Below are 20,110 nucleotides of genomic sequence, written 5' to 3'. Positions count from 1 at the left end.
GCCATTAACCCGTATTAACAAATACGAATTATGTTAAACGCAACAATTTACAGAGTTCTGCACACTTCATCGAAATCCAACCGAGGGTTGCGCGGATATAATTTGTCTGTTTCGCCATAGCCAAGATTGCACAAGAAATTGGACTTAATATGACAATCGGGGAAGTGCTCCGGCAGAAAAGCCGGTGCTGAGCATTTGTCACTGAAGAATTCCTCATCAACCAATGCGTTATCAAACCCCGACATTGGGCCGCAATCGAGCCCCAGGGCCCTCGCCGCTAAAATAAAGTAGCCTCCTTGCAAGGAACCATTGCGAAATGCAGTAACCTTGACGTATTCGGGGCTATCGGCAAACCATTCCCGCGCAGGAGTCTGGGGGTATAGCCTCGGAAGGTGTTCATAAAAGTGCATATCGTAAGCAACAATGGCAGTCACCGGAGCCCGCATAGTTTTTTCAATATTTCCCTCATTAAGCGCTGGCTTGAGCCGCTCCTTAGCCTCCTTACTTACAACAAACACCAATCGCATAGGGCAACAATTAGCACTGGTGGGTCCGAATTTGACCAAGTCGTAAAGCTGATTCAAAACCTCTTTTGAAACTGGCTTATCCTGCCAATGACTATGGGTTCGGGCCTTGTTGAATAGCTGGTCGAGCACCTCAGAGGAAACAGGTTGCATAAGAGCTACCCCAAAATAACTTCGCTGGTAACAGTTTAGTTTGCGCCAGACATTTCAAAGGAGCAGCAGAATCATTAGAAGATGGCAGGCCATCACTAGGTAGGTCACGATGCTGCGGGTGCGGAAATACTGATCCCGCCCGGGCAGATTGGGGTTCAACCGGGCCTCGGCCCAGACCACAAAACCGAAAGCAACTAGTAATACCGGTAGCGCCCAAGTGGTGCGAAACATCAGCAGCGCCACCCACCCCACCAACGTCACCAGGTTACTCAGTAGCGCTAAAATCATCCTGTGCGGATGCCCCACTTGATTGAGTGCAGCACCCCACCAAACACCGCAAAGAAAACTCAGAATCACGGCGCTGTAGGCGGTGAATAGCAGGCGCGGAGTCACTCCCCAAAGAGAAAACCCCAACCACTGCATAATGATTCCTCCGACAAATGGAATCAAACCAAGGTAAGCCAGCCAGTCAAACAACCGCGTATCTACTGGTGGGTAGTGATGGATGTCAGTGTCCATGTCGTCTAAGCTTCCAAGTCAAAGACAGTTTCGTCTCAAACAACAAGCTTAGCGGCAGGAGCAAGCAGCAATGGATGCCGAACAGAAGATTGACGTCAAACAAGCGCTGCGGGTGTTTGATAGGGCGACAAAGGAGGGGCGTAAGGAAGGTAACGAATGGCATTACCAGGGGCTGGCAGTCAGCACTGACTTTGACGGCTATACGGTTTTTATCAACTCCCCCAAAGTAAAACTCACCATATTTTTCCACAATAAATTTTCTGTGGATTCCACCAGCAGCAAAGAGCTCGAAGAGTTTATTCGGCTATTGAAAAAGCTTGATTCAGGATAAGAGAAAAGAACCTAGAAACCTTAAACAGAGGTAAATTTTAAACACCAAAATGAGACACGTTGAGAGCAATTTTTCAATATTCACCAAAAGAACACCGTAAGCACAAATGGAGACACTATCCACCACCAAGCTTAAAAATCTCAGAAAATTCAACGCATCCGGTTTAAAATTACAGCCTAATACTACCGCAGCTATCTTCCAGATAAACTGATCATCTTATGGACTTATACGGCTGGCACAGAGTTTTTAAACCCAGCGAAACATTGACCCATCACTTCACCCAAAGTCCGCTGGGCTAAATCTTAAGCTTCCCCTAGTAGAATTTTAATTATTGCCCCAAGAATATAACCAACACTATCCGTCACTCCACCAGACACATCACTTCCGGCCATTAACATATCTGCTGAAATGGTTTTCCCTTCTTCAGATATCTGAGTGTGAATCACATCCTCATGTATTGATCCAGCAAAACATACGCTGACAGTTAAGACCATAAAAAACAATTTATATATAACTTTCATTAACATTCTTCCTAATTGATCAAGTTTTCCATCTTCCTATCTTCCCACCCTCCAAAAACCTCCCTGTTTTTGGAATACCCACATTAATGGATATTTGAAAAGCCTTCAAACCTATTTGATTAAACTTAAAATCTCATATGAAACCTTATTAGCTTCCAAGAACGAAATAACACCAGCGAAATCAGCCTGGGCATAACTCCCTGATGGGGCAAAGTAGCCAGCAAGATTGAACTTGCGGTTGCCAATATCTTCCGGATCATATTCAACCCCCCCTGAAACCTAAAAGGGATACGCGCCTAGTACTTTTCTGCCACGTCTAAGGATCACCACCTGCCAATATGGTAGAATTGTGTTTAAAAAATCCAATAATTGGTTATCCCCAATCTCCCTTTAATATAGCTTTTCCATTACTTACTTTTTTTGAGGGGAGGAGGGGAGAAATACCGGACTATCTGGTACAAACTCACCATGACAACCATCCTGGCTGATCACTATGTACCCCTCAATCTTCAGCAATCCAAGGTCGCCGGATGCGGCCCCTGTAGGAACACAAACAGGTATACCGTCCTAGGCTTTCCTGTTTGAGTGTATTTTCCAGGCAGCTTAAAAACTTCCAGAAACAGCCCATTGCCTAGTATCTTTCTTATATGTCGCTAAGCAGTTTCATTAGCCCTTAATCCACTAAAAAAAGCACCTAACGAGCCACTTTCTCCTTTTTTGAATCACTTCGATGAAAAGGACCATAAGCCATTGATATTGATCAAAAACTTTCTACAAATCTTCACCTAGTCATTAGTTGTTTGCTAAGAACCACAAATACGATACATCATGGATTTACATTTAAGGCCGCCGACGCACCTCCAAAGCTAGCAAAACTAGTGTCTAATGGGAATGTTTTTACGTGGCTACTTTCGGCGTGAGCTATGTTAAGTCGACGGCTCGATCAAGCCTGCGGGCTCTGTATACTGTTACCTAGGAAGAATTGAGAGATTGCCACATTCACCTTGTTTCCCCAACCAGATAAACTTGGTGCAACTCTATCGGCCACAATGCCTCTCTCAGTAATTAATCAGTAGTCTCCTGTAACACAAAGAAACTTCCGATTTAGTATTCACCTGAATTTGAACGAAATTGGCACATCTGCACAATTTAAAAAAGAGAGAAGGGAAAACCATCGCCGATCTAACCCAATTGCGCTGAGCACTGCTGGCCACTGAAGGTTAGCGGGCTTATCAATTCTCAGCGCCGCCATATCCCGTGATGTATAAGCACCCTAAAAGTCCCAAGCATCCCTATTTTAACAATCTGGATTCAGGCCCTACCCTTCCCTAGCAACTTGCCCCACGCTTAGTTAAATAGAGTTTTCTATCTGGTTTTCAGTAGAAAATTATAGCCAAAAGCCAGCTAGACTTTTTTTGGCACTAGCCCGAACAAGTTCGTGTAGTTTTTTGGAGAACTCAATAATTCACAATCTACTTCTTTTAGAGAGTTCGAAGTAATCGAATCAGTACAAAAGAATTACGGCATCTGCTTAAGTAATACTATACCCTGGGTATAGATACCGATTACGTACTATTAGAAATACTCATTTCACATTTCACATACAATATATGCTTTCTGATTACAAAATAACTGATTAAAAATAAAAAGCTGATTAAGAAACGGTACTTAAACTTTCAAAAGATGGTGTTCAAAAAACTCTATTCCCACACAGTGACGCTATGCCAGACCTAAGTTGTCATTTTAACGGAAGGATGGTCAGGAGAAATCCACTGTGCAGTACATATCTTTTTCAAGATTGTGGCCAACAGGGTATTGATGAACAGCCCCTAGTGTACGAGTTTGATCTTCTAGCGAGCTTACGATAGTACAGCTTACAAATACCCTTTAGTATTAGTTTACTACCGCTCACCCAGCTTACTTATTGCGTTTGATCAGTCGATATCGACTTGTACCGGCGAGATCCCAAAGAGACCTGTGCTGATTTTTAGAGCATAAACGTAGAATCGGGTAAAGACAGCAGAACTACCAAGCAGTCCTACGATAATGCCACAGCCAACGATTAGAGCTACTGCCGGTATGACCCAATTCAGTGGGCTTAGGCAGCGAGTATTCTGGTGTTTTTACTAAAGAATCAGGAAGCTTGTAGCTAATAAACATCAATGCAAAAGCTTCCTGAAAATCTGAGCCACCTTAGCAGGCCAAGCGAGAATTACTGCCCTGCACTCTCCGGCACACCACTGTGAAAGCGGAACTGTCCATCACTGCCTTCCACTAATTCCTTTTCTTTCTCCAGCAGTGCCTGAACCCTAGGTTGAATATCTTCATCGGAAGCCTTCTGGGCAAGATGTAGGTAATCGCGGAAGTGACGTGCCTCAGATTTGAGCAGGGAGAGATAAAACTTCTGCAACTCACCATCTAACTGAGGCGCAATCCGTGCAAAGCGCTCGCAGGAGCGCGCCTCGATAATAGCGCCACAAATCAGCGTGTCGATCAGTCGCCCCGGCTCTGCGCTGCGGACTTCGGCACGAAGACCGGCCGCGTAGCGGGAGGCACTAACGTGAGGATAGGCGATACCGCGCTTCTCCATAATCGCCAGCACCTGCTCAAAGTGACGCAGCTCTTCGCGAGCCAGACGCGACATTTTGTTCAGCAGCTCAAAGTCATTCAGATAGCGAAACATCAGGTTTAGGGCAGTACCCGCCGCTTTTTTCTCGCAGTTGGCATGATCGATCAGCATCATTTCCGGCTCCTTCAATGCCGCCTCCACCCAGGCATCGGGCGTGGGACACAGCAGGAATTCATTGATAGCGGACAGATCTGGGACTTGAGCATTCATAGGACGAACAAACTTAACCGGAGCAAAATAACTTGGCGCGGGATTATAGCGGCCTCAAGCCACAAACGCCCGCTTTTAAACCACCAGCGGGCACTACTCCCCCGACTGACAAACCAGGTCTGCAATTATCTAGGAAGGTCCCTAGTGATAAATACACTCAACTTGATAACGATTTATTAAGTGCATTAATATAAAAGTCACTTTTTATCCGGCATATCTGATGAATGACTACAGAACCCAGGCAAAAGCTATCCCGCCGCTATTGGAAAATATCCATGGCGCCGCCCAAGCCCTGAGAGAATCCCTGGAATTGCTGCAAAATGCCGAGAAACCCTGGCAGCACTATCTACTTCAGCCCCCTTTCGCACAGGATGCCGCACTCAGTCTCAATCAGAGCTTTGAACGCCCCTATTCACTGTCAGGCGCTCTCTACTCGCAACTCGACTATCTGGAGCCCATTAGCGCCGGAGGAGATGCCCGCGCCACTTTACAAGTGCCGGGTTTATTGGCGGTACCGACCAAAACCCTTGAGTTTGCCCAACAACTCAATAACCACAAAGAGATCTTTGCCAAGGCTATCGCCGAACTTCGCAGCGCCCTAGCGGAGCGGCCAGTAGCTGAGCAGGATCGCACTGTGCGGGAAATCCTTGCGGATGCTGGGTTCCCCCGCGCACATCTACGCCAATGTTACCGCCTGGTCTTGATGTGCCCGAAGCGGCCCGATGCCATCACCCTTTCATGGATCAAGGCGCGTAAATCTATTCGCAAGGTCACGGTGAAATGGTGTGAAAAGAAGTTGGTGCAGCTGGACCCTCAGGGGTCCGATCCCGGTATCCAATATCAGCGCCAGCTACTCGCCGGGCTACACAAAAGCCAGCAGGAGGATTTACGCCAGGTGCAAGTGCAGAGTCGCCCCAATCTCCAGGTAGCGGAAATCTTCTATGGGCACGAGCTAGGTGAGGAAGAGGAATATCATCAGGTCGGCTATTCCTCCATGCCGATTCTGGTAGAAGCCAGTGAGGCTGGGCAACTGCCTGAATTCACCCGAGTTGACCACCAACCGAGCTTGAGTCGGCGGCGCCAGCGGCGGGATCTGGCAATCGCCAGTGAACCCTTTCTACCGGCGCTCAGAGTATTTTTGCGCCAGCAGCGCTAAATCCAAGCCCCCCCCCCAAATGGGGCTGCCATCAACTTTTGAACCGTCCTAGGTAATACCAGGTGCCACATAGCGCTGGTAATAGGCGACAGACAGTGCGTAAAAATCCTCATCAATAAGGCGGCGAATTTCCACCAGTGGGACGCCGCGCGCCTGTGCAGTGAGTTGCAACCCAAAAGCCTTGAGGTCTGATATCTGGCTGGCCCCTGCCCTCAACAGTTCGAACACCCAACAGTAGGGATTTTGACTTTCATCAAAACGGACCCGCTGGTGATGAAGCTGCTCCAATAGCAGCTCGCGATCCACGATCTCCAACTGGCTGCGCACTGCGTTCACCAAATACCCTTCTCGGCGTTCGGCAATTACCCGGCGCTGCTCTTCACTGTAGGCATTCCAATCAATAACCTCATGTGCAAAGCGCTTGCAGCCACGGCAAACATCATCGCCAATTCCCGTGGAGCAAACACCGATACAGGGCGTGCGAACCTTCTTATACATTAACTATCCGACCAACCTATTTATGCCGCCCGCGCGGCCTTCAAATTGCGCGTAGCCTATTTTGTTTCCGCCGCCAAGAAAAGGGGGGAAGTACCAGCTGCCAAACTACTAAAATTCACCTGGCAAATAGTCATAATTCACTTAAATTATTGATTTTTCGATAAACTTAACAGCAGTAGGGCTTTCCTGTAGTATTCGCCCCCCGCCATCAGCGGCCTCGAAAAAAAAATCCCGGCTGACAGTTAATAGACCGGGAATTCCACCCGCTGTAGGTGCCACCCCACACACCAAGAGGGACTTATCAGTGCTTGAAGCCTATCGCAAACACGTCGCCGAGCGCGCCGAACAAGGCATTCCGCCAAAGCCATTGGACGCCGAGCAAGTCGCCGGCCTGGTTGAATTGCTGAAAAATCCGCCAAAAGGCGAAGAACAGGAACTGGTTGACCTGCTCACCCAACGCGTTCCGCCGGGCGTTGACGAAGCCGCTTATGTTAAAGCAGGTTTCCTGTCCGCCATTATCAAAGGTGAAGCAGAATCCCCGCTGATCGATCGCAAACACGCTGTAGAACTGCTGGGCCAAATGCTGGGCGGTTACAACATCTCCACCCTGGTCGAGCTGCTGGACGACAAAGATCTGGCCGAACTGGCTGCCGAGCAGCTGAAAGGCACTCTGCTGATGTTTGACGCCTTCCACGATGTGGAAGAGAAAGCCAAAGCCGGCAACGAATTCGCCAAAGCGGTAATGCAATCCTGGGCAGACGCCGAGTGGTTCACCAAGCGCAACAAAGTACCCGAGAGCATCAAAGTTGCCGTATTCAAGGTAACTGGCGAAACCAACACTGACGACCTGTCTCCGGCACCGGATGCCTGGTCCCGTCCGGACATTCCCCTGCACGCGCTGGCCATGTACAAAATGAAGCGCGACGGCCTGGAGCCAGAAGAAGCAGGCGTTACCGGTCCGCTAAAGCAGATCGAAGAAGTTAAAGCCAAAGGCCTGCCCGTTGCTTTCGTTGGCGACGTAGTAGGTACCGGTTCTTCCCGTAAGTCCGCCACCAACTCCGTGCTGTGGTACTTCGGTGAAGAAATGCCTGGCGTGCCCAACAAGAAAGGTGGCGGTATTTGTATCGGCGGTAAAGTTGCCCCGATCTTCTACAACACCATGGAAGATGCCGGCGCACTGGTATTCGAAGCCCCCGTTGACGAACTGGGCATGGGCGACGTTATCGAGATCCGCCCTTACGACGGCAAGATCCTGGCCGAAGACGGCAAAGTCCTGTCTGAATTCCAACTGAAGTCCGACGTACTGCTGGACGAAGTTCAGGCTGGCGGTCGTATCAATCTGATCATCGGTCGCGGCCTGACCGGCAAAGCACGTGAAGCCCTGGGCCTGGCGCCTTCCGAGCTGTTCCGCAAGCCTGAGCAACCTGCCGACACTGGCAAAGGTTACACTCTGGCGCAGAAGATGGTTGGTAAAGCCTGTGGCGTTGAAGGTATCCGCCCGGGCACCTACTGCGAGCCGAAAATGACCACTGTGGGCTCCCAGGACACCACTGGCCCCATGACCCGTGACGAACTGAAAGACCTGGCCTGCCTCGGCTTCTCCGCCGACCTGGTAATGCAGTCTTTCTGTCACACTGCGGCCTATCCGAAGCCCGTTGATATCAGCACCCAGCACACCCTGCCGGACTTCATCATGAACCGTGGCGGTGTTTCCCTGCGCCCGGCAGACGGCATCATCCACAGCTGGCTGAACCGCATGCTGCTGCCGGACACCGTAGGTACCGGTGGTGACTCCCACACCCGCTTCCCCATGGGTATCTCCTTCCCGGCAGGTTCCGGTCTGGTAGCTTTCGCCGCCGCTACTGGTGTTATGCCGCTGGATATGCCTGAGTCCGTACTGGTGCGCTTCAAGGGCAAAATGCAGCCCGGCATCACCCTGCGCGACCTGGTGCACTCCATTCCTCTCTACGCTATCAAGCAGGGCCTGCTGACCGTTGAGAAGAAAGGCAAGAAGAACATCTTCTCCGGCCGCATCCTCGAGATCGAAGGCCTGGAAGACCTGACTGTAGAGCAGGCATTCGAGCTGTCCGACGCCTCCGCCGAGCGCTCCGCTGCTGGCTGTACCATCAAGCTGTCCGAAGACACCATGTCTGAGTACCTGCGCTCCAACGTAACCCTGTTGCGCTGGATGATCGCTGAAGGTTACGGCTCCAAGCGTACCCTGGAGCGCCGCGCGCGCGCCATGGAAGAGTGGCTGGCCAACCCGAAACTGATGGAAGCGGACGCCGACGCTGAGTACCTGGAAGTAATCGAGATCGACCTGGCCGAGATCAAAGAGCCGATCGTATGTGCTCCTAACGATCCGGACGACGCTCGCCTGCTGTCCGACGTTGCTGGCGACAAGGTAGACGAAGTATTTATCGGCTCCTGTATGACCAACATCGGTCACTTCCGCGCTGCCGGTAAACTGCTGCAAGAACACAAAGGTGGCATCTCCACTCGCATGTGGATTTCCCCGCCCACCAAGATGGACGAGCACCAGTTGATGGAAGAGGGTTACTACAACATCTACGGTTCTGCCGGTGCCCGCACCGAGATGCCCGGATGTTCCCTGTGTATGGGTAACCAGGCACGTGTGGCACCGAACGCCACCGTACTGTCCACCTCTACCCGTAACTTCCCCAACCGTCTGGGCGATGGTGCCAACGTATACCTGACCTCCGCTGAGCTGGCTTCTGTAGGCGCCATCCTGGGTAAACTGCCAACTCCGGCTGAGTACCAGGAATACGCACAGAACCTGGACTCCATGTCCAGCGAGATCTACCGCTACCTGAACTTCGATCAGATTGAAGACTTCCAGAAGTCTGCCGAAGAAGGCAAGCGCATCGCCGCGACTGAGATCCAGGAAGTGAATGTCTAATTGACAGCCTGATCCAGACCAAAAGCCCCGCTAACTAGCGGGGCTTTTTTTGCCTATTGGAAAGATCTCCGCTTGCCCCAGCACAAAAAAATAACTTTTAAGCTGGCGCGCATTACGTCTACATGGCTAAACAACAAGCTTTAGAATCTAGCCGACTATAATAAACTCCGAATCACGAGAACAAAATTCGATTGCCGGCTTTCCGTCAGCAATCAATGAGCACTCACTAGATTTCTCTATATCTAACTATAAGAATACGCTTCCATGCCAACGCCCGTAAAACAGCTAGCTTCCGAACAGGAAACAACATCACTCCGTGAGCACACTTTTTGGCTAAGGTGGCGAGATCGCTGGATATTTTTTTCTCAAAAACTAAGAAGAAAAACCCTCAAATATGCCAAGCGCCTATTCAATATCATCATGCGTAGGTACCGCCATTTTCCCAAATTCCACTATCCGAGCAGTCGTTCCCCCTACCCCAAAACTACGCCAGTCAAATCTCATAAAGCCACAACAAATAGAACCCAGACCTTTGTTCTCTACAGAGTCATCGGCAACGACTTAGCTCCCCGGCATAGTGTGGGACAGTCCCGCAAGAATCTTGAATTTATTTTGAAGCATGAGTCGGCACTCGACGACTGCGAAAAAATATTTATCCTCAATCGAATAGTCGACCCTAATGAAGAAGCAGCCATCATTAAACTACTCGACAACTATCAACAGGCTTTTCTCAAAATCCCCTTTAGCTGGGACGACTACCGAAAAATAGAGTGGAATATCCTCGATCACCCTATCAGCTATGCCCCCTACAAATTAAAAGACCTCCGATTACGCAGGGACTTAGCAGTTCAGGCAGAGCTGAGCCTTTACCGCCATAAAAATAATTATGTAATGAATAATAATGGGGCCAGAAATCTCGCCCTCCAGGACGGAAAATCAAAAGCAGACTGGATTTTACCCTGGGATGGCAATTGCTTTGTAACTCCAAAAGCCTGGCAAGCAATAAAGAAACAAGTACTCAACAACAATGCTTACCCCTACCATGTTATTCCAATGGCAAGACTACTGGATAACCAATCTGTTCTGAGTGAAGACTTCGAACCAAACCCCACAGAAGAGCCTCAGATAGTGTTTCGATCTGATAGCAGAGAGATTTTTGATAGCCGCTACTGCTACGGCAGGCGCCCCAAGGTAGAGCTTTTATGGCGGCTAGGCGTATCGGGAAAATGGGATGAGTGGGCGATTTTCCCATGGGATCTCCCCTGCCCGGATTACTCGGAAGCCGCAGGTCACTATACTCAGGGAGGCTGGGTAGCCAGACTATTTTCCGGAAAGCCACACCTGGAGCGAACAGATCAGCAGTCCAGCCGAGAGCGAGGAACAACTCGCTCTGAAGCTATCCTTGCCATGCTGGATCAACTCGATGATTCCAGCTTTCCCGCCGACACATACGCCCCTGGCAGCAAGTTGACTGCTGCAAATAGGTGTGACCTTTCCTATCCAATGCTATTAAGAGAGGCCACGCAAAGATCGGTAAAAGCAAAACAGAAGGCGCGGCCCAGTTCGATTAACAGCTTGCTTCAGGATTTGACCATTGTCGCCCTTGCGCAATCCCACTGCTCGAAGCCGGAATTCATTCAATTTATCGACAATAACCTTATCAAGCTATTCCCCCACAAACATGAAACGAAATACAGCAAACAATTACAATCTGTAAATCCCAACCTATTGGTCCACACCCTCTCCACTTTAAAGGAACTTAAACAAGAACAACAGATTCGTTTAATAGGGGTTGAGCGATTAGACTACCATCTGGAGCAATACCTTAGCTGGTTGATAGATAGTCATCGCGGGCAATCAATGCGTCCAAAACTTGGGCATCTTGGCACACAGTATGATTTACAAGTTGTAGCTTTAGCGCTCTATCTCAATCAAATACAAACTGCCAGAAAAACTCTTAGGGACTCCCGTTTCCGAATATTAGAGCAGTTTGATCACTCAGATAACCAAGTATCGAAAACCAAGAGTAAAAATAGTGTTCATTATAAATGCCTCAATTTTCAATCATGGATTTATCTTGCCAGTCTCGCAGAAACAATTGATGAAAACCTCTGGAACTTCACAGCAAGAAATGGGGCTGGCATCCAGCAGGGAATAGATAATTTTCTACAAGCGTTCGAAAACCACAAGGGCCCCAAGCATTTCGACCGGCAGAGACTGATCCCAATAGTCTATGCCTATAGACAACATTATGGAGAGCTAAAAATAAAACTTAATGCCGTACCAATCAGCCAATGCAAACATGTTTTCCCAATCGAAACGGGAATTTTCCCATTTTGGAACCTCGGCAAAGAAGCACAAACTTCACCTTTAAAGGCTGCCGATCAATTAACAACTGAAGCGGAAAGATAGATAATAGATAGATTATCAAAGTCAAACTTCAGGCTTTTTATCCTCGACAAATAAAATGCAAATAATAAAAGCAAACATGGCCAGATAGGCATTTACAGTAAATGCATATTCAATACCCGATGGCATATCAGTGGCCATCGCCACTATCGTAGTATTCAACCCTAACCCTACGGCACCACCCGCTATTTGAAACATAAAAATGATTGCACCCGCCAAACTCGCTCTACTATTATCAACAACCGTTATAGCCACAGTGGTAATGGTGGAATTGAACAAACCAATACCAGCACCCAATATCACCAGGCCAGGAACCAAAGACATATATTGAGTATCCTTGTGGATATGAGATAGAAGATACATTCCCAGCGTCATCAATAAAGTAGCTGCCGATACTATCTTCTTTGCTCCAATCACATCATATAGCTTCCCTGCCAGAAAGCCGAAAACGCTAAAGGAGAGCATCATAGGGATCAACCCCATCCCCGCCTTCATCGCCGACGTACCTCGAACATGGGTTAAGAACTGGGGAATAAAAAACAATCCCGCAAAGAAAAGTGCTGAAATCAATAACGTAGCAATAGAGGCGAAAACAAACCGTTTATTCCCAGCCACATCCGGTGGAATCAACGCCTGAGCCCCAACTCGCTTCTCAACGAGACTAAACAAGCATATAAGTAAGAAAAAGGCAGCGATAAGGCCGAGGACCAATGGGCTTTTGAAACCGACATCAACCACAAGATCAAACGCCAACAGCAAGGCAAATAGAGCCATCGACAGCGAAGTGATTCCGGCATAGTCAATACGTTCATCACAAGCTTCTGGAGAGTCATCAGGAATCACTCTCCAGCAAACATATAAGGCAACTGCTGATACCGGCAGGTTAATAAAGAAAATCCATCTCCAACTGGCATAATCTGCCAGCGCACCACCCAACAGTGGTCCAACTGAATTGGCAATACCGCAAACAGTAATCACCAGCCCTCCAGCCAAACCCGCTCGCTTTTCAGTCATCAGGCCATAGGTCATACCCAGGATCGACGGCCACATCATAGCCCCTCCAATCCCCATCAGTGCCCGGGATATCAATAACATTCCCATATTAACTGCAATCCCACCGATAAGTGAGAACGCCATAAATAGCAGGGTTCCAATAAAGAATACCCTCCTCCTGCCATACATATCGGCAAGGCGACCACCTGAAATAATCAGTACTCCAAAGACTAAGGCGTAACCATTAATGACCCACTGGGTCGTTGTAAGGTCAGAGTGGAACTCGTGCTCCATTGCCGGCAGCGCGGGAGAAAAGGCCGTAAAATCATTGGCGACAAGGAAAATGGCAAGAGACAGAGCCAACATTCCAAGGTATAAATTCTTATCTAAGAGACCCTCTTGTCTTTCCATTGCGTAAACCTTTACTTACATATACATAAACCAATTGACATACAAAATGACGTTAAGCTTTTTCTTCCTTAGACCCTATAAATAAAACGCAAATAATAAAAGATAACATCGCCAAGTATGCGTTTAATGTAAATGCCTGACTAATCCCATAAGATATATCACCAGCCATTGCGACTATTGTGGTATTCAGGCCCAACCCCACTGCACCACCCGCTATTTGAATCATAAAGATTATTGCTCCGGCCAAACTTGCTCGGCGCGGATCAACAACCGATATTGCAAACGTGATTATAGTAGAATTGAATAAGCCAATACCCGCCCCCAAAATTAACAACCCGGGAACCAAGCGAATATATTGACTGTCCTGAAAGATATGAGACAGCATATATAAACCTAAAGCCATTAATAGTGTTGCTATGGAGACAATTAGCTTGGCTCCCAGCACCTTATAGACATTACCAGCAACAAAACCAAATACACTAAATGCCAACATAAGTGGAACCAATCCCAGACCTGCTATTGTTGCAGAAGCTCCATGGACTTTACTTAAATATTGCGGGATAAAAAAGAACCCCGCATAGAAGAACTGGGCAATTAACAAAGCGACACAGGCTGCAGTGACAAAAGACTTGTTTCCTGCTACATCTGGAGGGATTAATGCCCCCTCAGCTGCTCTCCCCTCAACCAATATAAAGAGGCAAAACAAGAGAAAAAAAGCCATAAACAGTCCAAACACCAGATAGTTTTTAAACCCCACATCGACTACAAAGTCGAAAGCAAGCAGAAGAGAGAATAGTGCCGATGACAGTAGAGCAACTCCTCGATAATCTAACTTATCTTTAGGCACATTTAACGAATCTGGTGGAATCACTCTGAAGCAAAGATAAAGAACCACTAGAGAAAGTGGTAAATTAATAAATAGAATCCATCTCCAGCTGATATAGTCAGCCAGGAAACCTCCCACTAATGGCCCTACAGAATTTGCTATACCGCATATCGTAATAATCAGTCCACCGGCCAACCCTGCATTCTTCGGTGTCATCAGACTGTACATCATCCCCAAAACAGACGGCCAAATCAGCGCACTCCCCGCCCCCATAAATGCACGGGAAACCAATAGCATTCCCATACTTCCAGCAATTCCGCCCAAAAACGAGAAAAACATGAAAATTAATAACCCGACAATAAATGTTCGCCTCCTACCATACATATCAGCCAGACGACCTCCTGAAACTATCAACACACCGCAAACCAATGCGTAAGCACTAATTACCCATTGACTCGTAGTAAGATCTGACTGGAACTCTTGTTCAACCACAGGCAATGCCGGCGAAAATGCAGTGAAATCATTGGCCACAAGAAAGATGGCCAGGGACAGCGCGCCTAGACCAAGATATAGATTACTTTTCACCGAGGCCTTTTTATCAACCATACCTAAAAACTCGGCTAGTTCTCAGTGAAAATAGCTGCCATTAACGAATCGTTTTTGTAGAAAGACCAGAAAAGAAAATCATGGAAATCAAGAACCCAAGTAGTGCCAGAAAAGCATCAACCACAAAGGCCCGCTCAATCCCAACAGCGATGTTGGGAGCCATAGCCAGTAAAGTCGCATTAACTCCCAACCCAAGGGCCCCGCCCACAAATTTAAACATATAGATAATCGACCCTGCCAAACTGGAATCACTGGGCCCAACTACGCTAATTGCCGCTGTAACAATCGTAGGACTATATATGCCAATACTGCTGCCAACTATCAAAAGCCCGGGAAGGAAGCGAATATAAGATGCCTGGGGCTCAACAGCCGACAGTAGAAACAGCCCTACACACATACCCAAAGCACCAGCACAAATCAAAATCTTGGCGCCCAACCGCTCGTATAATGCGCCAGAAATATAGGCTACAACACCAGAGCTGACCATTAATGGTAGCAACGCCAACCCTGCCCCAAAGGCAGAATAGCCCTTTACCTTGATAAATAGCTGCGGGATATAAACCAGGGTCGCAAAAAATGCGATAGCAACAAAGAACATACTGAGTCCAGCGGCGATAAAGCCTCTGTTCTTTATCAATTCACCTGGAATTAGCGCGTTATTAGGATCAACAGTTTCAACAACAGCAAAAGCTATCATGAGAAATATGGACAGTACCAATAGGCCCCACACATAGAAGTGGGACAAGCCATACTGAACCACCAGATCCATAGCAAGGAGGAAACTAAATAAAGACCCACAGAGGGTAATAACACCCCAATAGTCAATTTTCTTATTGCTTTTCTGCGTACTAGCTGGAGGATATTTGCTCCAACACAGAAGAATAACCAGCAAAGCAATGGGAATATTAATAAATAATATCCAGCGCCAGCTGGCAAAATCAGCCAACAGACCACCAATCACTGGGCCACTGGCATTGGCCAACCCCGTTGTAGTGAGAATCAACCCTCCGGCCAGCCCGGCCTTATCCCTGGGCAAGAGGGAGAAAACCATACCCAGGATGGCAACCCAGGCCAAGGCTCCCCCCAAACCCATCCATGCACGGGCGAATAATAGCGTTCCTATATTTCCCGCAAATCCACCTACAAGGGAAGATGCAGTAAAGATATAGATGCCGGTAATAAACATTCGCCGACGACCATAGATATCAGCCATCCTGCCCGTAGACACAATCAAAACACCATACACCAGGGTATAGGCGTTAACGACCCAGTGAATGGTGGTGATATCGACATTGAATGTCTTTTGAATTGCCGGGAGTGCCGGCGAAAATGCCGTATAATCATTGGCAAGAAGAAATGCCGCCAGTAGCAGGGCAAAGAGCCCCCAGTAGTGAGTGGGAGTTAAAGAGCTTTCATTGGATGCCATCGATTAAATCTACAGGTACTTTATATCCAGTATGGTGTATTTGTTCCAACACCCACCCCAGCAAAGCCTCAATTCGTAATCAAAAATCAATATAATTCGAGCCACTATCACATTTACATGACAACAGCTAATGATTACCATTAATTAAGCTACATTCCACTTGAAAAAACAGATTTAAACGAGCTTCATCAATAAGTACATGCCTACAAATTATTACAAAGCGCCTAAGGCCAACCTGGAAAGTAAAACCACTCCTTCGCCCCAAACTATATCCTTCCTTATTGCCCTTAAAGCTACTGCGCTAACCTGTGTCGTATTGCCAACTATTATTGCGGTTTTTTCCTTGCCTGGCGCTTCCGGAATTCAGATTCTTAATGGCACAGTCCCCATGCTGACATTCTATCTGATGACTACTCTGGTATCCTTAATCGCCACCCTAACCTACGGGAAGCTTATTGAGTACTTCCTGTTAAAGATGCAGAGATACAACCGAGTTTCTATGATGTTGGGTGGTGCTCTTCCAAGCATTCTCCTTTGCTGTGCAGGAATAGCAACAACAGAATCAGGTTTCTTCGGTCTCGCATTTATTATCGCTTTATACTCAATTCCCATTGCCTTTTTATGCCATTATTTTGTTGAAAAATCTGGCAAAGATGTAAAGAGCGCTTAAAGGAACCTGCCTCTTCCCCCCTCCCTCAGACGAAGAATTAAGAGCCTCCGATCACCTTTGGGAATTTCTTCTCAGAATATTGATAGTTAATTCCCAAGGAAAACACTCTGCCCATAATCAAAAATCGGAGGGTCATCCTATAACGTCATCCAATATCATTTTAACGATAGTGCTTTGGATGTCAGTGGTAGCTTTGGGTGAAAATAATTCAAGTAATTACCCAGGGATTTGAGAGCCGTCTTTGCCTAACCAGCTATTCAGCAGAGTCCCAAATCGACAAACAGGCAGTAATCCGCTTGATAGAACTTAATATGTTGATTTGTAAGGAAATAGATATGAAAACTTACGCCTCCATTGCTGCGGCAGTCGCTATAGCCATCAGTGGGCACGCTGCCGCCAATACAGTTATTCCCATTCAAAACGGTAATGGAAATTCAATAACAGCCAACCAGAATGATCCATCAACATCTGGTAATTTTGCAATACTTACACAAATCGGTGACAACAACTCAATGACCACATCTCAGCTAGTCAACACTACGAATAGTGTTATCAACAGCACCCAACTTGGCGACAACAACACTGTTTCATCGATTGATCAAACCGATGCCACTACATCGACTGTTACCGTACTGCAAAATGGCCAAACCAATTTGTTTAATGCGCTTCAAGTTAGCACTACTTCAAGTACTTCAACAACGACACAAACTGGCACCTCCAATCAATATACCACCGTACAAACTAATTCATCTTTAGATAACACCGTAATCACCCAGAATGGTGACTCAAACATGGGTTCCATGGTTCAGTCATCCTCCTCTGGGAATGGGCTTTTTATTACCCAGCTTGGAACAACTAATACCGCAGGAGCAGCTCAATCAACTGAGACTTCCGGCACCATCACGGTACTTCAAGATGGCACATCAAATATGTCGGGAAGTACACAATCTCTCGGAACAGGGAATACTCAAAGTACAACCCAGGTGGGAACGAGTAACACCTCATTAGTTCTTCAATTTACCAGTGTCGGAGATTCCGCTGAATTAATACAGGAAGGTGATTCAAACGATGCAGATATTGAACAAGATTTAGGCGCGGGCAATAGTCTCTACGCTGAACAGCTAGGCACCACCAATACGGTCATGACCTTTCAAACTGGTGCGGGTAACGATGGTGAAATTCTCCAGGATGGATTAAGTAACTCAGCAGATCTATCACAGGATGGCGACTTGCTCGTAGCCTATATAGAACAAATCCAGACTTCGAATACTGCAACAATTACCCAAACATCAACCAACAATAATGCCAGTACTATGCAGATGGGTTTCGCCAACACCCATGACACCACCCAGGCAACAAGTGGAAACTCAGCAACTGCTACCCAGCTAGGTACCAGTAATACAGGTACCATCTTGCAGTAATTCATCGGCCGGCTCCTGTGAGCCTCAAGCTGGAGCCGGCCATACCTGATGATATAGTGATATTTACTTTGCTATAGTAAATTTTTCAACAATTAAAGCCCCCAGGTTTTTCCCCGCCCCTATTTTAAATGCATAAAAGAAATGACTAACGTAATTAGTCACTTCTTTTTTATACAAGACAAGCTGCGATATCTGCCTGCAACTATCTCTTTAGGGATTTCTTCTCAGTAGATTGATAGTTATTTCCCAAGGAAAACACTCTGCCCATAATCAAAAATCGGAGGGTCATCCTACAACGTCATCCAATATCATTTTAACGATAGCGCTTTGGATGTCAGTGGTAGCTTTGGGTGAAAATAATTCAAGTAATTACCCAGGGATTTGAGAGCCGTCTTTGCCTAACCAGCTATTCAGCAGAGTCCCAAATCGACAAACAGGCAGTAATCCGCTTGATAGAACTTAATATGTTGATTTGTAAGGAAATAGATATGAAAACTTACGCCTCCATTGCTGCGGCAGTCGCTATAGCCATCAGTGGGCACGCTGCCGCCAATACTACCATTGTCAATCAAAATGGCGTCGGGAATTCAGCCCTGTCCAACCAGGTTGACCCATCCACGTCAGGTAACTTTGCGATATTCACACAAATCGGTGACAACAACTCATCGACCACATCTCAGGTAGTCAACACTACGAATAGTGTTATTAACAGCACTCAACTTGGCGACAACAACACTGTTTCATCGATTGATCAAAGCGACGCTACTACATCAACTGTTACCGTACTGCAAAATGGCCAAACCAATTTGTTTAATGCGCTTCAAATTAGCACTACTTCAAGCACTTCAACAACGACACAAACTGGCACCTCCAATCAATATACCACCGTACAAACTAACTCATCTTTGGATAACACCGTAATCACCCAGAATGGTGACTCCAACATGGGTTCCATGGTTCAGTCATCCTCCTCTGGGAATGGGCTTTTTATTACCCAGCTTGGAACAACTAATACCGCAGGAGCAGCTCAATCAACTGAGACTTCCGGCACCATCACGGTACTTCAAGATGGCACATCAAATATGTCGGGAAGTACACAATCTCTCGGAACAGGGAATACTCAAAGTACAACCCAGGTGGGAACGAGTAACACCTCATTAGTTCTTCAATTTACCAGTGTCGGAGATTCTGCTGAATTAATACAGGAAGGTGATTCAAACGATGCAGATATTGAACAAGATTTAGGCGCGGGCAATAGTCTCTACGCTGAACAACTAGGCACCACCAATACGGTCATGACCTTTCAAACTGGTGCGGGTAACGATGGTGAAATTCTCCAGGATGGATTAAGTAACTCAGCAGATCTATCACAGGATGGCGACTTGCTCGTAGCCTATATAGAACAAATCCAGACTTCGAATACTGCAACAATTACCCAAACATCAACCAACAATAATGCCAGTACTATGCAGATGGGTTTCGCCAACACCCATGACACCACCCAGGCAACAAGTGGAAACTCAGCAACTGCTACCCAGCTAGGTACCAGTAATACAGGTACCATCTTGCAGTAATTTATCGGCCGGCTCCTGTGAGACTCAAGCTGGAGCCGGCCAAACCTGATGATATAGTGATATTTACTTTGCTATAGTAAATCTTTCAACAATTAAAGCCCCCAGGTTTTTCCCCGCCCCTATTTTAAATGCATAAAAGAAATGACTAACGTAATTAGTCACTTCTTTTTTACACAAGACAAGCTGCAATATAGGCCTGCAACTATCTCTTTAGGGATTTCTTCTCAGTAGATTGATAGTTATTTCCCAAGGAAAACACTCTGCCCATAATCAAAAATCGGAGGGTCATCCTATAACGTCATCCAATATCATT

The 20,110-nt window shown here is 47.0% G+C and carries 15 protein-coding genes; 7 read left to right on the top strand and 8 right to left on the bottom strand.

Going from position 1 to position 20,110, the window contains the following annotated elements; all coding sequences use genetic code 11:
* Positions 1 to 47 precede the first annotated feature (47 nt).
* Positions 48 to 677, bottom strand: a complete 630-nt coding sequence (locus tag ACJJIL_RS07060; RefSeq protein ID WP_445361523.1) for a malonic semialdehyde reductase — start codon at positions 675 to 677, stop codon at positions 48 to 50.
* 54 nt (positions 678 to 731) lie between these two features.
* The gene (locus tag ACJJIL_RS07055; protein WP_445361522.1) at positions 732 to 1,196 is read right to left on the bottom strand and encodes a DUF3429 domain-containing protein; all 465 of its coding nucleotides are present in this window, start codon (positions 1,194 to 1,196) and stop codon (positions 732 to 734) included.
* A gap of 70 nt (positions 1,197 to 1,266) precedes the next feature.
* Here ACJJIL_RS07055 and ACJJIL_RS07050 point away from each other — a divergent pair, with 70 nt between their 5' ends.
* A complete protein-coding gene (locus ACJJIL_RS07050; RefSeq protein ID WP_413662543.1) occupies positions 1,267 to 1,527 on the top strand; it encodes a DUF3081 family protein in 261 nt (86 codons plus the stop codon).
* Between the two features lie 302 nt (positions 1,528 to 1,829).
* Here ACJJIL_RS07050 and ACJJIL_RS07045 read toward each other — a convergent pair whose 3' ends face one another.
* Together ACJJIL_RS07045 and ACJJIL_RS07040 are read right to left on the bottom strand one after the other, a co-directional pair.
* Complete coding sequence (locus tag ACJJIL_RS07045; protein ID WP_445361521.1) at positions 1,830 to 2,048, bottom strand: hypothetical protein; 219 nt, start codon at positions 2,046 to 2,048, stop codon at positions 1,830 to 1,832.
* 2,212 nt (positions 2,049 to 4,260) lie between these two features.
* A complete protein-coding gene (locus ACJJIL_RS07040) occupies positions 4,261 to 4,887 on the bottom strand; it encodes a MiaE family protein (protein WP_445361520.1) in 627 nt (208 codons plus the stop codon).
* A 220-nt stretch (positions 4,888 to 5,107) separates the two neighbouring features.
* Between ACJJIL_RS07040 and ACJJIL_RS07035 the strand changes: the two genes are divergently transcribed.
* Positions 5,108 to 6,043, top strand: coding sequence for a hypothetical protein (locus ACJJIL_RS07035; RefSeq protein ID WP_413662546.1), 936 nt, complete (start codon positions 5,108 to 5,110; stop codon positions 6,041 to 6,043).
* 48 nt (positions 6,044 to 6,091) lie between these two features.
* On the opposite strand, the gene ACJJIL_RS07030 is transcribed toward ACJJIL_RS07035, so the two are convergent.
* Positions 6,092 to 6,541 (bottom strand): DUF1289 domain-containing protein, encoded by a 450-nt coding sequence (locus ACJJIL_RS07030; protein ID WP_413662547.1) that lies wholly within the window; start codon positions 6,539 to 6,541, stop codon positions 6,092 to 6,094.
* 304 nt (positions 6,542 to 6,845) lie between these two features.
* On the opposite strand from ACJJIL_RS07030, the gene acnB reads away from it, so the two are divergent.
* Together acnB and ACJJIL_RS07020 are read left to right on the top strand one after the other, a co-directional pair.
* Positions 6,846 to 9,461, top strand: coding sequence for a bifunctional aconitate hydratase 2/2-methylisocitrate dehydratase (acnB, locus tag ACJJIL_RS07025; protein ID WP_444907834.1), 2,616 nt, complete (start codon positions 6,846 to 6,848; stop codon positions 9,459 to 9,461).
* 264 nt (positions 9,462 to 9,725) lie between these two features.
* Entirely contained in the window at positions 9,726 to 11,873 is a 2,148-nt protein-coding gene (locus ACJJIL_RS07020; RefSeq protein WP_445361519.1) for an alginate lyase family protein, read from the top strand.
* Between the two features lie 21 nt (positions 11,874 to 11,894).
* Here ACJJIL_RS07020 and ACJJIL_RS07015 read toward each other — a convergent pair whose 3' ends face one another.
* The 3 genes from ACJJIL_RS07015 to ACJJIL_RS07005 are packed head-to-tail and all read right to left on the bottom strand — an operon-like array spanning position 11,895 to position 16,132.
* The gene (locus ACJJIL_RS07015; protein WP_445361518.1) at positions 11,895 to 13,274 is read right to left on the bottom strand and encodes an MFS transporter; all 1,380 of its coding nucleotides are present in this window, start codon (positions 13,272 to 13,274) and stop codon (positions 11,895 to 11,897) included.
* A gap of 52 nt (positions 13,275 to 13,326) precedes the next feature.
* Positions 13,327 to 14,706, bottom strand: coding sequence for an MFS transporter (locus tag ACJJIL_RS07010; protein WP_445361517.1), 1,380 nt, complete (start codon positions 14,704 to 14,706; stop codon positions 13,327 to 13,329).
* A gap of 40 nt (positions 14,707 to 14,746) precedes the next feature.
* Positions 14,747 to 16,132, bottom strand: coding sequence for an MFS transporter (locus ACJJIL_RS07005; RefSeq protein ID WP_445361516.1), 1,386 nt, complete (start codon positions 16,130 to 16,132; stop codon positions 14,747 to 14,749).
* Between the two features lie 199 nt (positions 16,133 to 16,331).
* Between ACJJIL_RS07005 and ACJJIL_RS07000 the strand changes: the two genes are divergently transcribed.
* The 3 genes from ACJJIL_RS07000 to ACJJIL_RS06990 all read left to right on the top strand — a co-directional run bounded on the left by ACJJIL_RS07000 (position 16,332) and on the right by ACJJIL_RS06990 (position 19,797).
* Complete coding sequence (locus ACJJIL_RS07000) at positions 16,332 to 16,802, top strand: hypothetical protein (protein WP_413662554.1); 471 nt, start codon at positions 16,332 to 16,334, stop codon at positions 16,800 to 16,802.
* 197 nt (positions 16,803 to 16,999) lie between these two features.
* Positions 17,000 to 18,223, top strand: coding sequence for a hypothetical protein (locus ACJJIL_RS06995; RefSeq protein ID WP_445361515.1), 1,224 nt, complete (start codon positions 17,000 to 17,002; stop codon positions 18,221 to 18,223).
* A gap of 350 nt (positions 18,224 to 18,573) precedes the next feature.
* Complete coding sequence (locus tag ACJJIL_RS06990; protein WP_444897801.1) at positions 18,574 to 19,797, top strand: hypothetical protein; 1,224 nt, start codon at positions 18,574 to 18,576, stop codon at positions 19,795 to 19,797.
* The last annotated feature ends 313 nt before the right edge of the window (positions 19,798 to 20,110 follow it).

This window comes from Microbulbifer maximicatervae (SeqCode), from assembly GCF_052468095.1.
The sequence above is the reverse complement of the archived record's forward strand: the minus strand, read 5'-3'. Positions and strand labels throughout refer to the sequence as shown.

Bases quoted from the DNA above. Each gene is read 5' to 3' on its own strand.
- ACJJIL_RS07000 (WP_413662554.1), top strand. From the start codon at position 16,332: ATGCCTACAAATTATTACAAAGCGCCTAAGGCCAACCTGGAAAGTAAA.
- ACJJIL_RS07050 (WP_413662543.1), top strand. From the start codon at position 1,267: ATGGATGCCGAACAGAAGATTGACGTCAAACAAGCGCTGCGGGTGTTT.
- ACJJIL_RS07040 (WP_445361520.1), bottom strand. From the start codon at position 4,887: ATGAATGCTCAAGTCCCAGATCTGTCCGCTATCAATGAATTCCTGCTG.
- ACJJIL_RS07015 (WP_445361518.1), bottom strand. From the start codon at position 13,274: ATGGAAAGACAAGAGGGTCTCTTAGATAAGAATTTATACCTTGGAATG.
- ACJJIL_RS07020 (WP_445361519.1), top strand. From the start codon at position 9,726: ATGCCAACGCCCGTAAAACAGCTAGCTTCCGAACAGGAAACAACATCA.
- ACJJIL_RS07035 (WP_413662546.1), top strand. From the start codon at position 5,108: ATGAATGACTACAGAACCCAGGCAAAAGCTATCCCGCCGCTATTGGAA.
- ACJJIL_RS07030 (WP_413662547.1), bottom strand. From the start codon at position 6,541: ATGTATAAGAAGGTTCGCACGCCCTGTATCGGTGTTTGCTCCACGGGA.
- ACJJIL_RS07010 (WP_445361517.1), bottom strand. From the start codon at position 14,706: ATGGTTGATAAAAAGGCCTCGGTGAAAAGTAATCTATATCTTGGTCTA.
- ACJJIL_RS07005 (WP_445361516.1), bottom strand. From the start codon at position 16,132: ATGGCATCCAATGAAAGCTCTTTAACTCCCACTCACTACTGGGGGCTC.
- ACJJIL_RS07055 (WP_445361522.1), bottom strand. From the start codon at position 1,196: ATGGACACTGACATCCATCACTACCCACCAGTAGATACGCGGTTGTTT.
- ACJJIL_RS07060 (WP_445361523.1), bottom strand. From the start codon at position 677: ATGCAACCTGTTTCCTCTGAGGTGCTCGACCAGCTATTCAACAAGGCC.
- ACJJIL_RS07045 (WP_445361521.1), bottom strand. From the start codon at position 2,048: ATGAAAGTTATATATAAATTGTTTTTTATGGTCTTAACTGTCAGCGTA.